The sequence below is a fragment of the bacterium genome, assembly GCA_020444325.1.
In the GTDB taxonomy this organism is placed as follows: domain Bacteria; phylum Bacteroidota; class Ignavibacteria; order SZUA-365; family SZUA-365; genus BM516.
This window is the reverse complement of the sequence record JAHLLD010000007.1, coordinates 195,972-214,045: the sequence shown is the minus strand read 5'-3', so window position 1 is coordinate 214,045 and position 18,074 is coordinate 195,972. Positions and strand designations below refer to the sequence as shown.

Annotated in this window: 15 protein-coding genes; 8 read left to right on the top strand and 7 right to left on the bottom strand. The window is 56.7% G+C overall.

The annotated features are described in order from the left end of the window. Window positions 1-14 precede the first annotated feature (14 nt). The 3 genes from nadA (at window position 15) to KQI65_11245 (ending at window position 5,483) form a co-directional block, all read left to right on the top strand. Window positions 15-986: a quinolinate synthase NadA gene (nadA, locus tag KQI65_11255; protein ID MCB2205318.1), complete on the top strand. Its 972-nt coding sequence runs from the start codon at window positions 15-17 to the stop codon at window positions 984-986. Window positions 987-1,041: 55 nt separating this feature from the next. Continuing rightward, on the top strand, window positions 1,042-3,471 hold the full coding sequence (locus tag KQI65_11250) for a VCBS repeat-containing protein (GenBank protein MCB2205317.1): 2,430 nt from the start codon (window positions 1,042-1,044) through the stop codon (window positions 3,469-3,471). 95 nt (window positions 3,472-3,566) lie between these two features. Beyond that, entirely contained in the window at window positions 3,567-5,483 is a 1,917-nt protein-coding gene (locus KQI65_11245; GenBank protein ID MCB2205316.1) for an OmpA family protein, read from the top strand. 63 nt (window positions 5,484-5,546) lie between these two features. Here the strand turns inward: KQI65_11245 and KQI65_11240 are convergent, their stop codons facing one another. The 6 genes from KQI65_11240 to KQI65_11215 all read right to left on the bottom strand — a co-directional run bounded on the left by KQI65_11240 (window position 5,547) and on the right by KQI65_11215 (window position 12,353). Next, complete coding sequence (locus KQI65_11240; GenBank protein MCB2205315.1) at window positions 5,547-6,341, bottom strand: BtpA/SgcQ family protein; 795 nt, start codon at window positions 6,339-6,341, stop codon at window positions 5,547-5,549. Between the two features lie 49 nt (window positions 6,342-6,390). Continuing rightward, window positions 6,391-7,788, bottom strand: a complete 1,398-nt coding sequence (gene lpdA / locus KQI65_11235) for a dihydrolipoyl dehydrogenase (protein ID MCB2205314.1) — start codon at window positions 7,786-7,788, stop codon at window positions 6,391-6,393. Window positions 7,789-7,827: 39 nt separating this feature from the next. Continuing rightward, window positions 7,828-8,373: a DinB family protein gene (locus tag KQI65_11230; protein ID MCB2205313.1), complete on the bottom strand. Its 546-nt coding sequence runs from the start codon at window positions 8,371-8,373 to the stop codon at window positions 7,828-7,830. A 95-nt stretch (window positions 8,374-8,468) separates the two neighbouring features. Further along, window positions 8,469-9,467 carry a flavin reductase family protein gene (locus KQI65_11225; GenBank protein MCB2205312.1) on the bottom strand — a complete coding sequence of 333 codons (999 nt, stop codon included), beginning with the start codon at window positions 9,465-9,467 and terminating at the stop codon, window positions 8,469-8,471. Window positions 9,468-9,471: 4 nt separating this feature from the next. Continuing rightward, window positions 9,472-10,473: a fumarylacetoacetate hydrolase family protein gene (locus tag KQI65_11220; GenBank protein ID MCB2205311.1), complete on the bottom strand. Its 1,002-nt coding sequence runs from the start codon at window positions 10,471-10,473 to the stop codon at window positions 9,472-9,474. A 53-nt stretch (window positions 10,474-10,526) separates the two neighbouring features. Further along, on the bottom strand, window positions 10,527-12,353 hold the full coding sequence (locus tag KQI65_11215; protein MCB2205310.1) for a homocysteine S-methyltransferase family protein: 1,827 nt from the start codon (window positions 12,351-12,353) through the stop codon (window positions 10,527-10,529). A 116-nt stretch (window positions 12,354-12,469) separates the two neighbouring features. On the opposite strand from KQI65_11215, the gene KQI65_11210 reads away from it, so the two are divergent. The 3 genes from KQI65_11210 to KQI65_11200 all read left to right on the top strand — a co-directional run bounded on the left by KQI65_11210 (window position 12,470) and on the right by KQI65_11200 (window position 14,107). Then, window positions 12,470-13,006 (top strand): hypothetical protein, encoded by a 537-nt coding sequence (locus KQI65_11210; GenBank protein ID MCB2205309.1) that lies wholly within the window; start codon window positions 12,470-12,472, stop codon window positions 13,004-13,006. A gap of 99 nt (window positions 13,007-13,105) precedes the next feature. After that, the gene (locus KQI65_11205) at window positions 13,106-13,585 is read left to right on the top strand and encodes a YdeI/OmpD-associated family protein (protein ID MCB2205308.1); all 480 of its coding nucleotides are present in this window, start codon (window positions 13,106-13,108) and stop codon (window positions 13,583-13,585) included. 87 nt (window positions 13,586-13,672) lie between these two features. Then, window positions 13,673-14,107 carry a hypothetical protein gene (locus KQI65_11200; protein MCB2205307.1) on the top strand — a complete coding sequence of 145 codons (435 nt, stop codon included), beginning with the start codon at window positions 13,673-13,675 and terminating at the stop codon, window positions 14,105-14,107. 33 nt (window positions 14,108-14,140) lie between these two features. Here KQI65_11200 and KQI65_11195 read toward each other — a convergent pair whose 3' ends face one another. Continuing rightward, window positions 14,141-14,692: a thioredoxin family protein gene (locus tag KQI65_11195; protein ID MCB2205306.1), complete on the bottom strand. Its 552-nt coding sequence runs from the start codon at window positions 14,690-14,692 to the stop codon at window positions 14,141-14,143. Window positions 14,693-14,843: 151 nt separating this feature from the next. Here KQI65_11195 and KQI65_11190 point away from each other — a divergent pair, with 151 nt between their 5' ends. Continuing rightward, the gene (locus KQI65_11190; protein ID MCB2205305.1) at window positions 14,844-16,778 is read left to right on the top strand and encodes a Na+/H+ antiporter NhaC family protein; all 1,935 of its coding nucleotides are present in this window, start codon (window positions 14,844-14,846) and stop codon (window positions 16,776-16,778) included. A 114-nt stretch (window positions 16,779-16,892) separates the two neighbouring features. Continuing rightward, window positions 16,893-18,065, top strand: coding sequence for a SpoIIE family protein phosphatase (locus tag KQI65_11185; protein MCB2205304.1), 1,173 nt, complete (start codon window positions 16,893-16,895; stop codon window positions 18,063-18,065). Window positions 18,066-18,074 lie beyond the last annotated feature (9 nt).

The following is an 18,074-nucleotide window of genomic DNA, read 5'->3' as shown; positions in this document are numbered from 1 at the left end:
ACAGTACGGTGGAGATGGTGCAGGATATCCTGCGCATGAAGGAGGAGATGAATGCGGTGATCCTGGCGCACTATTACCAGGATTCCATCATACAGGATATCGCAGATATCCGTGGCGACAGCTTCGAGCTCTCCCGCCGCGCGCGCGAGGTGAAGGCAGATGTTATCGTCTTTGCCGGTGTGCATTTCATGGCGGAAACCGCAAAGATTCTGAATCCCGATAAGACTGTATTGCTGCCAGACATGAACGCGGGCTGTTCGCTGGCGGAAAGTGCACCGGCGCACCTGTTCCGGCGATTTCGCCAGCAGCATCCGGAATATCTCGCCGTGACATATATCAACTGCACGGCTGAGGTGAAAGCGCTGAGCGACGTCATTTGCACCTCCAGCAGTGCGGAACGCATTCTCGAAAAGCTTCCACCCGAGCTTCCCGTGCTCTTTTCCCCCGACAAGAATCTCGGGAACTATATGCGCGAGAAAACCGGGCGCAACATGCTTCTCTGGCAGGGCGTGTGTACGGTGCATGAGCAGTTCAGCGAGGAACGCATCGCTGCCCTGCGTGAGGAAGCGCCGGACGCGGAGGTGATCGCGCATCCGGAATGTGAAGGGGTGGTGCTGCGGCTTGCGGATTTCATTGGTTCCACCGGCGCCCTGTTGAAATATGTGCAGGAGAGCGCAGCAACCCGTTTCATTGTGGCCACGGAATCCGGTATACTGCATCAAATGCAGAAAGCCGCTCCGGAAAAGGAGTTTATTGCCGCGCCGCCCGATAATGGCTGTGCCTGCAATGTTTGCGACTATATGAAAGTCAACACACTGGAGAAGCTGCATCGCTGCATGAAGCAGCGGAGCCCGGAAATTCACATCGATGAGGAGTTGAGGACGCGCGCATTGCGTCCCATCGAGCGCATGCTTGAACTCGCGGATGCGGATGCGCAGCAGGCGGATCGCATCCTGCGGGAAATCCATCTCCCATTCGAAGGATGATTTCAGACTAGCATTTCATTTTACAGTACATTCGTTCTCATCAAACGAGGTTCTCATGAAGAAAGTGTTCCTGATTGCCCTGCTGTTCGCGGTAATGACAGGTGGTGCTCGCGCGCAGCAGATCATCGACCTGTTCCATTATCAGCCTGAACAGAATTATTTCGTACTCAACCTCCCTTCAGGCTCAATGTCTGTTGCACGTTTTCAGCTCGAGCGTGCGGCAAAGCTGCATGAAATCAACGTGTGGTTCTCCCCGGCGCAGGGTGCCACTGCCGGTGACTCCGTCAACGTGTACCTCTTCGGCAGCGAAGGTGGCGGCGCGTTTCCGCTGCTTCTTCAGCCCATCGTGACCTTCAAGGCCTGGATACCGGTTGAGACCAATACACTTGTGCGCTTTGCGCTGCCCGAGCCGAAGCTGACCTTCGTGCGTCCCACGAATTTCTTCGTTGGTGTGCAGATGCTCGGAGACAATATGAAAGTGCGCATGGACCGCTACACGCAGATTCCTGATTGCGCGACGAGCGAAGGCGATACGTTGTACACCAGTTCATTCTGGATCCCTGCAAATCCGCCAACCATTCCTTACGGCTATGCTCTCTCCGGTGGGATGGCGATGAATAACTGGTATATCGGCACCAAGGTCGAGTACCTCGATCTACCGCAGACCATGTTCAGCAACGCCACACTGCTTGCCGGTGTGAATGCCATGCCTGAAGGCATGCGCGTCAGCTGGGGCGACTATAACAGCGATGGAAACCAGGATTTGATCTACGGTTCCCACCTGTACCGCAACGATGGCAACGGAAGCTTCACGGATGTCGGCGCCGGTGCAGGTTACGACGGCGGCAGCGACGTGAACATGTTTGTCGATATTGACAATGACGGTGATCTCGATATCGTCTGTCAGCCCGAAAACATCCTCTACTTCAACGAGGATGGCAGTTTCCGTAAAGTGACCGGCGGGGAAACCGGCATGGGAATCAGCCGCAACACGACGGCCATGAGTTTCGCGGATTACGACTTCGACTCGTACCCTGATCTCTTCGTCGCGAACGGCGAATACATATACAAGCAGAATCCGCAGAACCCCAGCGATTCCGCACTGGTGCCTGGTGCCGCGTGGGAAGCCTTTTTCTACGGCAATACGCAGACCGGAAAATTCCGTGATGTGAAGAGCAGCGTGCTCGGTGGGTATCGTGCCGGACAGTATGGACGCAATCCTTACAACCAGCAGGAGACCGTGTCGGGATATCGTCCCATCACCGGTGCAAACTGGGTTGATGTCGATGGTGACGGGGATCTCGATCTCTACGCCTGCAACAACCGTCTGCAGCCGAACTACCTGTTTGAAAACCAGGGGACAGGCTTCTTACGTGAAGTCTCCTCACTGCACGGCCTGCAGGGTGTCGTGAAAACGGACCCGAATCTGGTCGGCTTTTTCGGTAACAGCCGAGGCTGCGATTTCGCAGATTACGACAATGACGGCGATCCCGATCTCTTCATAGGCGAAGCGCTTGAGAAGTTCCGCCTCGCTGCGGGAGACATGACTGCGGTGTGGACGAATTCGGGTCCCCCGAACGCCCAGTACTCCCAGGTTCCGAATACGACCAGCAAGCTCAATTTCCATCTCTATGACGGCGACGTTGCCTGGGGCGATTTCGACAATGACGGTCTTCTCGATGTGCTGGTCACCTCAGGTGAAAATTGCTTCAATGCCACGCTGTACAAGCAGAATGCGGATCAGAGTTTCACCAATGTCAGCTACTCCGCCGGAATCGATGCCGTTAACAGCCTCGGTGTTGCATGGGCGGATTATGACAACGACGGCGATCTCGATGTTGCCATCGCAACGGAAACGGGCCTCCGCCTCTACCGCAACGATATGGCGGCAGCGGGCAACTGGGTCGCGTTCGACCTCCGCAGCATAAACTCCAATTCCTATGCTATCGGCGCCAAGATCGATGTCATCGTTGGTGGCACGACCTACACGCGCTGGGTTACGGCAGGAAAGGGCGCCGGCTCGCAGGAGCCGTACGTGCAGCACGTGGGTATCGGAGAAGCCACGTCTGTCGATTCCGTCATGGTGCGCTGGCCTGACGGCAAGAAGCTCACGCTCAATGACGTGGATATCAACATGATTCACGTGGTTGAAGAGCAGCCGCCGGTTTCCGTGGGTGGCAATCCCGCAGCACCGGTCGCCATGCAGCTCGATCAGAACTATCCAAATCCCTTCTCGCTGGGCAACCACGCCACTACCAGCATCGCTTTCGAACTCGGCGGTCAGCAGGAAGTGGAACTGCGTATCTATGACAGCAAGGGTGCGCTTGTGCGTACGCTTGTTGCGGGACGCTACGATGCCGGTCAGCATCAGATCAGCTGGGATGGCCGTGACAATAGTGGACGTCCGGTCGCCAGTGGCAGCTATCGTTATGTGCTGAATGCCAGTGGCCGTACCACGGCAAAGAGCATGGTGGTTGTTCGCTAGTGCTTTCGCATGTGCAAATTTTTGAATACTATAACGGACCCGCATTTGCGGGTCCGTTATAGTATTGCCTGATACCGCAGATTGCCTGATATCGCATGAAGTTTCTGTTGATGACCTGCCTGACGCTCGCTCTCAGCGTCGCAACGCTTCAGGCGCAGAATCCACGCCTGTATACGAAAAATGCCGTTCGTCTCGGTCTCATTGCCGGCGTCAACGTCGGTGGAGAGGAAGCGACGATCAAGTACGCGAATTACACCGCGCATCCCTACGGGATGTTCAGTGCGGAGTATTTCCTCGTAGATCGGTTTGCGCTGGCCGGATCGCTGTATGCCGGGACGCTCTCGGCGGAGTTCAGTGGAAGAGCGTTGTTTCCCGAGTACGGAAAGCAGCAGATTTCATCCTATGACAGCAAGTATTATGGGGCCACGGTCGGGGTGGACTGGGCGCTGCCCCAGTTCTGGCAGCTGACGCCGGTGGGGAAAGTGCGTCTCGGTGGACTCTTTCATCATACACGGGTCGAAGGTCCGAATGGATTCGACTTCCGTATGAGCAAGGGCGCGATGATCTATGGCTTCGGAGGTGCCCTCGAGTATCCAGCCACGCATGACCTGACCCTGAGCCTGGCCTTCGATCTCATCCTCACAAATACCGATCACCTCGACGGCCTCAGTTCGGGGAACAAGAATGATGCACTTGCCGTGTTCACTGTCGGTGCGAATTTCCTGTTGCATGCCGGAGACGAGCCCCCGATTCGGGCACGTGCGTATACGACGACCAGTACGGCACGTCCGAACAGGAATCGAGCGAAACAGCAAGACGAAGGGGTACGGCATGACAGCAGAGAGGGAAACCGTGCAGAGATTCAACCGGACGAATCAAACGAGCGAGGCCCGCTTGGACGCGGCAGTGCGCCGGAACCGGGCAGAGGTGGTGAGGGTCTGGCGCTGAACCCCGTCGAACCTCCCCCCGAGGTCGCCACAGCTACACCGGCCAGCAATCTTCCGCTCGCGATTTACACACAGCTTAATGTCTCACCGCTTCGAAGGCTGCGTGATCTGGAAGACAAGCCCTCGCTCTTTACGCTCAAAGTCTGGCAGACGGGCGATGAGGACATGCAGCTGAAGTGTTATGTGGAAGTGCTTCGCGACGGGAGAGCCATCTACCAGGGCAATGCAGATCTGTACCTTGACGGTCCGAAGGATGCATTTACGGCGGATGAATTCCTGGATCTCAATGAGTTGTTGCAGCGCAATCAGGGCGATGCGCTGCTCCCGCGTGGAAACTATGTCGTTCGCGTTTCCACGGTAGAATGGACGCACGAACTGAGCAGCCTGGCGCAGGGCAAATTTCTCAACATCGATCTGCGTCCCATCTTTGGTGCGAGGGCAGACGATGCGCGTACTGCCATCGTGAACACGGCAGTTGACGTCGCCGCGGAAGGTGACGAGGAGCTGGTCGTGAATTTCTTCGAGGCCGGGCAGTCGGCTGCAGAGCGGGAAAAGGAGAGCGGGAGCACCCGTCCGAATCGCATGCGCGAGCCGCTGAAGCTCGCGCCCATCGGTACTGTCGGACCTCGTCGCGATGCACTGTTTGCCGAGCACGTGCAGCAATCCTTCACAGAGGCACTCAAACTGCAGAGCATCGCCGGTTCCGCTGAAAAGGCCGAAAAGCTCAAGGTCGTTGTCTCGGAAGTGTATTTCCCCATAGACGGTGATCAGCTGACAGAGGAGTCACGCATGATTCTCGACAACGTGGCACGCCAGCTCAACCAGCATCCGGAGCAGTTTGCCGAGGTGCGCGGGTATGCGAATGATATCGGAGATGATACCTACAACCAGCAATTGGCTCGCCGCCGTGCAAACCGCGTCCTCGAATACCTTGTGCGCCAGAAAATGAATGCCTACCGGATCAGCGTGGCAGATGTCAATGAGGAGCAGCTCATGACTGCACCGGGGGATGATCCACGGCTGGGGAGAAAGGTGGAGGTGATCCTCAGGAATCGGGGGATGTGACATGCTCGCACCTCCGCACGCAAGGCAGTGCGGAGATGCGGGGAAAGGAATGTTGGGAACAGATCAACGCATGAGTGCGCGAGCCTCGTCAACAAATTGCCTGCTGCCTTCCGGATCCACAGGCGCGCGCGTAATGCGGCCTACCTTGATGGCGGTACCAACGATAACACCATGTGCAAGTGCCAGAGTCTCGGCCAGCGTTTCGTGACGAACACCGCTGCCGACAAACACAGGAGCGGCGGTGGATTCCGTGGCTCTCTGTACTTCCTCGAGGTCTGCCGCTTCTCCGGTGCCGCTTCCCGTCACGATAATACCATCCGCGAGTCCGCGTTCCACGGTATCACGCACGGCGTCACGAATGGATGTCGGTGTGATAGGTGCGGCATGCTTCACGAAGACATCAGCAAGAACATGCACCGACATCGCATCGATTTCGCGACGGAAGCGCAGGGTGTCGTATGCGCGTCCCTCAATGATGCCCTGGTCTGTGTGCATGGCACCGACATGGACATTGACGCGCAGGAAACGTGCGCCGGTCGCGGCTGCAATGGCGAGTCCTGCTGCAGCATCGTTGCGCAGCACCTGCACGCCGACGGGCAGATCGATCTCCTGCATGACCGCGGTAGTGAAGGCGGTCATGTCAGCTGTGACATGTTTGCCTGCGTCATCACGGGCGAACGGTGCGTCGCCGTAGTTTTCGATGAGAACCGCGTCAAACCCCGCGTTTTGCAACGTGACGGCGTCCCTGATCGCACGGTCCCGTATATCGGCGCGGGAGCCTCCATACCCGGGAGAACCCGGCAGCGGGAGCAGATGAACCATTCCGACGAGACGAATGGAGGAAAAGGGCGTATTCATGGCGTACTCCTCCGTGATGTTGTCTGGGAATTCAGTGTTCTCGTTTCGGTCAGAAATTGACGGATTCACCGTAAGCCTGGGCTGCGGCTTCCATCAGTGCTTCCGAAAGTGTTGGATGGGCATGCACGGTCTTGATCACTTCATGTTCGGTGGTTTCGAGTGTGCGGCCCAGGGCAGCCTCGGCGATCAGCTCCGTCGCTTCGGAACCGATGATATGCGTACCGAGCAGCTCCCCGTACTTTGCATCAAAGATCATTTTGACAAAGCCTTCGGGATGTCCGGCTGCAACGGCCTTGCCGGATGCCGTGAAGGGGAATTTCCCTGTCTTCACTTCGTACCCGAGTTCCTTTGCCTTTTTCTCAGTCAATCCGACACTGGCAACCTGCGGCTGGCAGTACGTACAACCGGGAATGTTTTCATAGTTGATTGGCTGTGGGTGTTTGCCCGCGATGGCTTCGACACAGGTGATGCCTTCAGCCGAAGCGACATGCGCGAGCCACGGGGGACCGACCACGTCACCGATCGCATAGACACCCTCCAGATTCGTGCGATAATACTCGTCTACCTTGATATACCCGCGATCGAGTTCCACACTCTGTTCCTCGAGTCCGATATTCTCGACATTGCCCTGCACACCAACCGCCATGAGCGCGATGTCGCCTTCGAGAGTTTCCTCGCCTTTTGCCGAGGAGATCTTGACCTTGACCCCCTTGCCGCTGGTGTCGATGGATTCAACCTTGTGTCCCGTCTTAAGCCCGATTTTCTTTTTCCGGAAATTACGCTCAAGCTCTTTCGAGACTTCTTCGTCTTCGATGGGGAGGATGTGATCAAGCATCTCTACGATGGTCACTTCCGTTCCGAGCGTGCTGTAGAAGTATGCGAATTCCACACCGATGGCGCCCGCGCCCAGCACAATCATTCGTTTGGGAAGTTTTTTCAGGGACATCGCCTCGAAGTAGGAAATGATTTTCTTGCGATCGATTTCGATTCCGGGGATGCTGCGCGGACGCGCGCCGGTGGCAAGAATGACATGCTTGGCCTCGAGTTCACCGGTTTTCTCGCCATCCTTGTTGAACGTGCCCACTTTGCCGGGTCCGAGAAGCTTCCCGAATGCTTCGATGTGTTCGACTTTGTACTTCTTGAAGAGAAACGCAACGCCCTTGGACATGCGGTCGGCAATACCCCGGCTTCGCTGGATGATTTTCTCAAAGTCGAAGGAGACATTGTCGAACTTCAGTCCGAATTCTTCCGCGTGCTGTACGGTTTCCCACACTTCGGCGTTTCGCAGGAGGGATTTCGTGGGGATGCAGCCCCAGTTGAGACAAATACCACCGAGATGCTTTGCTTCGACGCAGGCGGTCTTCAATCCCAACTGGGATGCACGGATTGCTGCAACGTATCCGCCGGGGCCACCCCCGACGACGACGACGTCATAAGATTCTGCCATGTACTGTATGCTCCGAAATAAACGATATTGGATGATCGGTCAATCGACGGTGCCGGGATTGAAACTCCCGGGCATCGCAGTGTGCATGTCGCGGGTCAGTGCGGGTTCCAGTCCGAGCAGGCGGATGTAAACCGTCATCTGTCCGCGATGATACATTTCGTGTTGAATAGCCTCCTGCAGCAGCGACATGCGAGTCTGCTGTCCGCCGTCCAGCCGGGGTACGAGCTGCAGCATCTCCAACTCGCCGAGTGTGGACAGCCGCTCTTCAGCGTCCCTGTACTGCTCGACGAGGAGGTTGATGAGCTTTTCCTTGGAGTCCGCGCGTCCGATATTGGGCGCGTAGACGTTGGCCAGCTGCGCCATGCTCGCACGATGCAGATTGGTATCCTCCCTGACGAGCTCTTCAACGGTAATAATTGAGAACTCAAGCACATGCTGCACGAGATCGAGAATGCTGCGCACTTCAAGCGTTGCGCGGAAGGTCAGACGTGCGGGCGGAATCTGGTTCAGTTCGCGGATGAACCCGCGGCGTATGCTGTACCAGCGGGTGAGGACTTCCTGCAAAGGGGTCTGAGGGGTGCTCATGATTTCTGTGTTATTCTCATGATTCTTGCGTTGTGTTGTCCGTTACGGAAGAAAGGTACAAAAACTTCAAATCAGGTGTTCCGCGACCGGTGCTCCTATTGCGGTAGTGCTGAGAGCCGTGCTGTCTGTGCCATTGTAGCACATTCCCACGCAAAATCGACGTCTTCCGCATGCAATGCCGCCTGTGCGCAGCGCTGAAGATCCGTCAGAACACGCTCCATCGGCGGGGCGCCGTACTTGAACGCTCGAAGCAGGGCGGTGACTGCACGCTGCGGAGTCCCGGTACGCAGTTCGACTTCCATGAGATCGGGTTGACTTCCTTCCGGCAGCAGTTCCTCATACATACGCTGCCAGCGGGCCAGCACGGCGTCGGCATCCGGTATGGACGCCACTCCGGCGAGCATGGCCAGATCGCTGCCCGTAAAGATGCTGCTGACCCGAATGTGCTCCGGTAATGCATCAATACCCATACCCACCTGTGAAGGCTTCGGCAGCTCGAACAGCGCGTCGCCATTCGCACGGCAATACCAGTTGTAGCCCATGCGGGCGACAAGATCGAGGCGTCGTGGATCGATGCGTTCTCCCTCGAAGGCGGATTCACGGATGTGAAAGCGAAGCACTTCAGCGATCAGAAGATTTCCGCTTCCGGGTTTTCCGCCTGTGTCGAAATGTTCGAGCAGGCGGCATTCCATCACGAACGGGGATTCGGCGACGCCGGGGGGACGCACGGTGTCGGATGGCAGTTTGGTGAATCCGGCCTTCTGGAATTCATCCACACCCTGCGGGAAATCCGCGGAGGCGAGGTTGATCTGTCGGACCATGTCGAACGAGACGGTACTGACCGTGAATTCCCCGTTTTCGCGGATGTTTTCGAAGGTGTGTTTCGAGGTACCGTCCTTTCCCCGGTATGAAGGGGAAACGACGATGACGGGTGGATTGGCCCCGAAAGCATTGAAAAAACTGAAAGGTGCGAGATTGTGCCGTCCCTCACTGTCGATACTGCCGACAAGTGCGATGGGACGGGGTGCGACACCACTGAGCAGGGTCCGGTGCACGAACGGCACCGGGTGCTCGCGGGGATCGATGGTTTTCATGTGACTATCCGACTTTCTTGAGCGAATTTTCCAGGGATCCGAGCCGGTCGATGCTGCAGACCACGGTATCGCCGTCTTTCAGCCACCAGGCGGGATCGTATATCTTCGAACCGTTCAGCTCGAGGAAACAACCTGTTCCGACCGTCCCCGAACCGATAACGTCGCCCGGGTGCAGCGTAACGCCGTAGGAAGCACGCTCGAGGATCTGAGCGAAGGTCCAGCTCATATCTTTCAGGTTTCCGCGGCTGACTTCCTCGCCGTTGACGGATGCGGTCATGACCAGGTCGAAGGTTTCGCCGTTCTCGCCCGGGATGCGCTTGTCCGACAGCTCGTCCTTCGTTACCAGCCAGGGACCGATGGAGGTCGCGAAATCCTTCCCCTTGGCGGGACCAAGGTTGAGTTTCATTTCATGCATCTGCAGGGCACGGGCACTCCAATCGTTCATCACCATGTAGCCGGCGATATACTCGTCGGCATCCGCAGCCTTGATGTTTCTGCCTTCCTTGCCGACGACTATGGCGCACTCAAGCTCGAAGTCCATGCGATCGAGATGCATTTCCATTACTTCGACTTCACCCGGACCGGTGATGGCGTTGTGATTGGTGAAATAGAAAATGGGAATCTCGTCGAATTCCGGAATCATTTCCACCCCGCGGTTGCGCCGGGCGGTTTCGACATGCTGACGGAAGGCATATCCGTCTCGCACGGATGTCGGATGCGGCACCGGTGCGAGCAGGCGGACGTCCCCAGCACCGTGAGCGATCGTTTCACCTTCAACGGTAGCTGGCTGACCTTCGGCCTTGAACCAGTCCACCACTTTCCTTGCGATGTCCATCATCGCATCACCCCCGCGCAGAAACGCGATCATTTCATTCGGCAACAGGTCGTCGCCGTCCTTCTGCGTAAAACGCTGCATGGTGTGGGCAGCCTGAAGGTCCATGATTTTGTCATCGACCTGGACACCGAGCTGCTCCCGGCCCTCGTATTCAAATGTGACGAGTTTCATTCCTGGCATTCTCCTCTATTCATGTAATTGCTGATGATTCTGCTTCTGGTATATCAAATGGTTTCCCACTCTCTTCTGTCAAGAATGAGATCCATGGCGATACGGCCGCCTTCCTCGTCGATTTTGTACAGCGGCATGATTTTGCTCGCGTGCACGATTGCCATGTCGAGCCCGGCTTCACACGCATGATGCAGGAATACCGAGTTGAGGACATGGCGGGCACGGACATTCAGTCCGAAACTCACGTTGGAGACACCCAGGCTGGTAAAGCAGCGCGGCCAGGCATCCTTGATCATACGGATGGCTTCCGCGGTTTCAATCGCTGAACGTCGAAACTCCTCATCGCCGCTGCCCAGCGTGAAGGTGAGGGGATCGAAGATCAGATCTTCATCCCGCATGCCGTATTTCTCCGTCGCCAGTGCTCGAAGGCGTGCGGCCACAGCAAATTTCTTTTCCGCAGTCTTCGCCATGCCGTCTTCATCAATGGTCAGTGCCACGACGGCAGCACCGTACATCTTGCACAACGCAAGGACATGGGCGACGCGTTCCTCACCGTCCTCGAGATTCACGGAGTTGACAATCGCCCTGCCCGCGTAATGCTTGAGTGCTTCCTCAAGCACGGGCAGTTCCGTCGAGTCAATCATGAGCGGAAGGTTGATCTGCGTGTTGAAGCGGCTGACGATTTCGCGCATGTCGCGCACTTCATCCCTGCCCACGTAGGCGGTGCAGATATCAAGGAGATGCGCACCTTCGCGCATCTGTTCTTTCCCCATTGCAACCATGTCGTCGAAACGTTCTTCGAGCAGCAGTTCTCGGAATTTTTTCGAACCGTTGGCGTTGCAGCGCTCACCGATCAGTAGCGGCGGCGGATCGAGATGCAGGGGGACGGAGGTGTACAGGGAGGAGACGGAAGGCGTGCTTTCGACCTTGCGTTCCGCGGGCTGAACCTCGCGCACCAGTTCGGCAAGCAGCGCAATATGCTCCGCGGTGGTGCCGCAGCACCCGCCGATGACCGAGACACCAAACTCGGTGATGAAGCGTCGCATCGAAGCCTGAAGCTGCTGCGCTGTGAGTTTGTAGCAGGTATGTCCGCCCACGTTTTCCGGGATACCAGCATTCGGCATCACGAAAACCGGGCGTGAGGAGTTCTGGCAGATGTAACGGAGATTCTCCTCCATCTCCTGCGGTCCCGTCGCACAGTTCATCCCGAACACGGTGATGATGTCATAGGGATCGAAGGTGGTGACCGCGGCGGCGATTTCCGTGCCCATGAGCATCGTGCCCATGGTCTCGATCGTCACGGACACAATGACAGGGATGCGTTGCCCGCGCTGGTCGAAGACCTGGTGAATGGCCGCGAGCGCCGCCTTGCTCTGCAGCATATCCTGGCAGGTTTCCACGCAGAGCAGATCGACACCACCATCCAGCAATCCCTCCACCTGTTCGGCATACGAGTCGCGCAGGGCGTCGAAGCCGATATGTCCGAGAGACGGCAGCTTGGTGGTCGGTCCGATGGACCCCGCCACGAAACGGGGCTGGTCGGCAGTGCTGTACTCGTCCGCCATGCGCCGGGCGATGGCCGCGGCACGCTCATTGATCTCCCGGCTCAGATGGGCAATGTCGTACTCCGCAAGCACGACGCTGGTTGCACCGAACGTGTCGGTTTCAATAATGTCCGCCCCGGCCTCCAGGAAATCGCGATGGACACGCTCAACCGCTGAGGGACAGGAGATGACGAGATGTTCGTTGCAGCCTTCAAGGGCGGGACCGCCGAAGTCATCGGCGCTCAGTTGCTGTGCCTGCAGATTCGTACCGGTCGCACCGTCAAAAACGAGTACGCGGCCCTGCAATGCATCGAGGAATGATGTATTTGCGTTCATGGGATAGCTTCAATTGTGAATATCAAAGATACGAAAAATGCGGCACACCTGTGACCGGAACCGGGGTATCCGTTATCTTTACGTGCCTGTTGTTACCATTCTCATCGAGGTTTTTGATGAAACCGTTCCGTCCATTCCTTGCTGTATTTCTAACAATTTTCACGTTGCATGGAGCCGCAGCTTTTGCGCAGCAGTCCGGCGATGGAACTGCGCAGGAAAAACCGCTGCTGATACTTCCCGCCCATGGGATTCAGATGGAGCCCCTCGATGCCGCACCGGGCGATAAAGCGACGACGGTATTCCTGACCGCGCTGCCTCTCCGCAATGGTTTTGCATCGAACGTCAATGTTCGTGTTGAGACATGGGAAGGAAACCTGGAGGACTACATCGAATATTCACGCGACGGATTTGATCAGCTCGGGATGACGGAAATCGACGCAATCCCCAGAGGGGAGGATGAGTATCTGATCGAATACCGCGGGAGCATGAGCGGGCAGAGCATCCGCGCGTATGCAAGGATCGTGCTGAGAGGCACACATATCTATCTGATCACAGGTCTCACACCGTCACAGGAATGGAAGCAGGATGGTGCAGCAATTCGTGACTGCGTGGAAAGCGTAACCTTTACGCAGAGCGCGTCTGAAGAGCAGTAACAGCCTGGCACGATGGACAGCCGCGCTTTTGCTGCAACGCAATGCCGGGATGAAGGCAATCCCGGGATGAAGGCAATGCCGGGATGAAAGGAGTTGCGCATGAAATTTCATTTTGACGCCCCCGTGCTGCGAACAGAAAGCGGCATGATCAATCATTTTCTGCCGGTGCCGGATGAAGTGGCCGTCGCCTTTAAGGAAGCCGGCGTGCGTCGCGTCGTGGCTATCCTCAATGGCAAATCGTATCGCAGGGCCCTCACGGGCGACGGCGCGGGCGGCAGTCGACTGATCGTGGGGCAGCCGCTGCTGAAGGAAATCGGTGCACGCCTCGATGACATGGTCACCGTCATACTTGAACCCGATCCGGACCCGGATGCCGTGGAGCTGCCGGAGGAATTCATCGAGGTTCTTGAGCAGGACGAGGAGGCCGCCAGTCGTTTTGACGGGATGACCGCGGGCATGCAGCGCTCGCTTGCACTGTATATCTCAACGGCCAAACGCAGCGATACGCGTATCCGGCGTTCGCTGGAGATCGCCAGAAAACTGCGGACAAACACCCTGCACGGAGACAGGAAGGACTGACGGACTGAAACATCCACGGGGTCGTTTCGTATCCTCGTTTTTCTCTCTGATGTCACATTGCGCGCCGCGCATGAGAGGAGACGGCCGATGACGACGCAGCTTCCTGAAGTACTTTTCCTGGACGGGGAGAAGCGGGAAATGACATCCGTGCCGGTGCTGCCCGAGCAGCACGCACGTATTGTGGAAGAACCACTCTGGCAGCCTGAAGACGGGGAGGAGGCTGTTATCGCATCCTCCGCTTGCTGGCGGCAGTATCGAGGGACGTGGGAAATCCGGGATGGAAGGCTTTACCTTCGGCGCCTGCAGGGACGCTACAGGCTTTCAGGACAGGAGGAAATCTGGGCCACCTGGGTGACAGCATCCCTGCAGCTTCCGGCGCCGGATGCGGACCAGGATACCCGTATCACCGTGAAGCAGGGTGTGGTCACCGCAATAGGGGTGATTCCCTCCACACTGCGGAAACACAGGGAAGATGTCCACATCTGGGAGAATCTCAATGACTTCGATGAGATGGACGACTAAAGTGAGATTGCGATCAGTGTGTGGAACACGCGATCAGGGTTTCCATTTGATGGAACAGCCCATTGAGGGTACCGCTTCAATACTGATTTCCCTTCCCGCGAGCAAATCCTCCAGTACGGTACGCAGATCCTCCTGCGTCACGCTTGCCGGCTCTTTCCAGTTATCATCAATGCGTCCGTTGTAGCGAAGTTTCCGCGCCTGATCGAACACGAAGATATCGGGCGTACAGGCGGCATCGAAACTGCGGGCAACCTCCTGCGACTCGTCGTAGAGGTAGGGGAACGGGAACTGTTTATCCTTCGCTCGGTCGGCCATACGCACGAACGAGTCGTCAGGATAGCGGTCCGCGTCATTCGGATTGATGAGTACGAAGCGTACGCCCCGATCACGGAAATCCCGCTGCAGCGTGATGAGACGGTCTTCACTTGCAATGGCGTAGGGACAGTGATTGCAGGTGAACACCACAACCAGCACATTGGCATCACGGAAATCATCAGGTGTGTACTGCGCACCGTCGACGCCGGGGAGATTGAAAAACGGGAGTTCCGTACCTAAGGCCATGCCTTTCGAATATGTCAGCGCCATGTACTTCCTTTATGGTGAAACATGCAGGTAAAACTAGACTGCCATGCTGCACGATGCAAGTGCATAACCGGGGGGAAGCGATGGAAACGCGGCGGACTTGCATCGCATCGCAACTCCTGCACATTTTCCCGCTTCATCAGCGTCTGTTGTCATGAACCACCTCACCCGGTATTCCTTTCCGCTTTCCCTGCTGCTGCTCCTTCTCGTGTCGGCTCCGCTGCACGCGCGCACGCTCGAGATACGGGCTCCGAAACTCCTGCTTGACGGCGTGGATTTTTCGCTCGACGTGACACTGCGGGATGCCGCAGGTCAGGTGGATACCACGGCGAACGGTCTGCTGCAGTTGGGAGGGGTGAAGGCCGGCGGTTCAGGTACCGTGCGGTTGGAGAGGGGACGCTTTTACACTGATGAGGCAAGCATCGAAGGCAGCGGCGAACACAGGCTGCAAGCCTCGTATGGTGCGCACCGGGCGACACATCGTCTCCGCGTCATTCCCGGTATCATGAGTATCCTTCCACCCCTCCTTGCCATCGTCCTGGCCCTGCTGCTGCGACAGGTCCTGGTGTCCCTTTTCGCCGGTGTCTGGCTCGGTGCGATTTTCGTTTTCGATTATGATCCCTTCGGTGGGTTCCTGCGTGTCCTGGACCACTACATCGTGCAGGCGCTGGCGGATCCTGACCATGTATCCATCATTGCATTTTCAATGCTTTTCGGCGGCATGGTCGGGGTGATTTCCAAGAGCGGCGGGACCATGGGAATTGCCACAAAGCTGACCCGTATCGCACGTTCTCCGCGCAGGGGACAGCTGGCAACCTGGCTGCTCGGTTTTGTCATTTTCTTTGACGACTACGCGAACTCGCTTATCGTCGGCAATACCATGCGTCCGATCACCGACCGCCTGCGCATATCGCGGGAGAAACTCGCTTTTCTGGTGGACGCTACCGCCGCTCCCGTTACGGCTGTGCTGTTCATCAGTACATGGATTGGGTATGAGGTCGGACTCATCGATGCCGCACTTAAAAGTGTGGATCTGGTCGCCCCGAACGCGTATGCCGTTTTCCTCGACATGCTTCCCTACAGTTTTTACCCGTTGCTCACGCTGGTATTTGGATTGTTGATCAGTGTATCGGGAAAAGACTTCGGGGGGATGGCCCGTGCAGAACGACGCGCCCGGCGGGAGGGAAAGCTGTTCCGGGACGGCGCACAGCTCGCAACCGATTTGACGGACAGTTCCGCAGTGCTGCCGGATGAACACGTGCGTCCCCGTTGGTGGAATGCCGCCATTCCCATTGTGGTCGTCGTACTTGGTGCCATAGCAGGCCTGTATTATACCGGCTGGCAGTCCGTCGCCGCATCAGGCAGTGGCGATTACAGTCTCGGGAACATCATCGGTGAAGCGAATTCCTACAAGGCCCTGCTCTGGGCATCCCTGCTCAGTTGCGTGACCGCCATTCTGCTCGCGGTGGGACAGCGCATTCTCAAGCTCGAAGAGGCGATGAACGCCTGGTTCAACGGACTCAAGTCGATGCTTCTCGCCATGCTCATTCTGACGCTTGCCTGGAGCATTGGGGAAATCACCACGGAACTCCACACGGCGTCCTATCTCGTTCAATTACTCAAAGGAAATCTGCCACCTGCCTGGCTCCCGACCCTGACCTTCCTGGTGGCGGCGGTGATCAGTTTTTCGACGGGAACGAGCTGGGGTACCATGGGGATCATGATGCCGATTGTCATTCCTCTTTCCTTCGTCCTCGGTCAGGACGCATCGCTTCCCATGGACCAGGCGTATACGATTACGCTTGGCAGTATCGCCTCGGTCCTCTCGGGCTCCGTGTTCGGTGACCACTGTTCTCCCATCTCCGATACTACTATTCTCAGTTCCATGGCGTCTGCATGTGATCACATCGATCATGTGCGAACGCAGCTTCCCTACGCCGGCGCTGTTGGAATTGTCTCCCTTGCCGTCGGCACCCTCCCTGCTTTTTTCAACCTCTCGCCCTGGATTTCGCTTGCCACCGGAATACTGCTTCTGCTGATTCTTCTCGCTCTGGCCGGACGCCAATCGACGCATCCCCACAAAGTGTGACACGCACTTCCGATTCTCCCGGTTGCATTGGAAATGTCCATAAATATTCTATTTTGTGACTGTATTTCCCAAAATCAGCAGTCTATCATTCATCCCTGAACGAGAGGGAAAGCTATCGTGACGCATATTCTGGTTGTCGATGACGAACCGGATCTTGAACTGCTTATACGCCAGCGCTTTCGCAGGAAGATCCGGGATGGCGAGTATAACTTCTATTTCGCCGCCAACGGGAGGGATGCACTTGATCTTGCTGGCAAGACTCCGCAGCTCGATGTGGTGCTCTGCGATATCAATATGCCGGTCATGGACGGTCTGACCTTCCTTTCCAACGCTGCCAAGCTTGAGGAGGCCGACTTTAAAACTGTCATCGTTTCGGCATACGGTGATATGCAGAACATCCGTACGGCGATGAACCGCGGTGCGTTCGATTTCGTGACCAAGCCGATTGATTTCGAGGATCTCGAACTCACCATAGAGAAAACCATGGGACAGGTTTCCGCACTGCGTGAAGCCCGGCATGCAAAGGAAAAATTACTGCGTCTGAATCGCGAACTCGAGCTCGCCAACCGGGTGCAGCAGGAAATTATCCCGAAGGTGTTTCCGCCATTTCCGGAGCACAGCGAGTTTTCCCTGTTTGCCTCGATGCGTCCCGCATCAAGTGTGGGCGGTGATTTCTACGATTTTTTCAAGATCAATGATTCGCAGCTGGGGATCGCGATTGCCGACGTGTCAGGGAAGGGTGTGCCGGCCGCGCTTATCATGGCCGCGAGCCGGAGTCTGCTCAAATCCGAGGCTCTTGATGGGACGTCACCCGCAGCCTGCCTGACGCATGTCAACAAATCGCTCTGTGCGGAGAACATTTCTTCGATGTTCGTTTCCCTGTTTTATGGTGTTCTTGATTTCCGCTCGGGGCAGTTTACCTACAGCAGCGCGGGTCACAACCATCCCTACCGGATTCATTCTGGTTCCGTTTCGCAGCTCGATCCCGTACGTGGCACCGTGCTCGGTGTGGATGCGGGGATGCAGTACCTCGAGAACACCGTGAGTTTCTTACCGCGCGAACGGCTTATCATCTATACCGACGGTATCGTCGAAGCCTTCGGCGAAGACCGTGAAGAGTACTCCGATGAACGCTTCTGTGCGCTGCTCGAAAAGCATGCGGATGCGGCGGTTGAAAACCTGGTTGAATACATCATGGAGGATGTATCCCGGCATGCCGGTGATACTGAACAATCTGACGATATGACAGTGCTTGCGCTGGAGTATCTCGGACCGAAAACCGATTAATACTGTAAC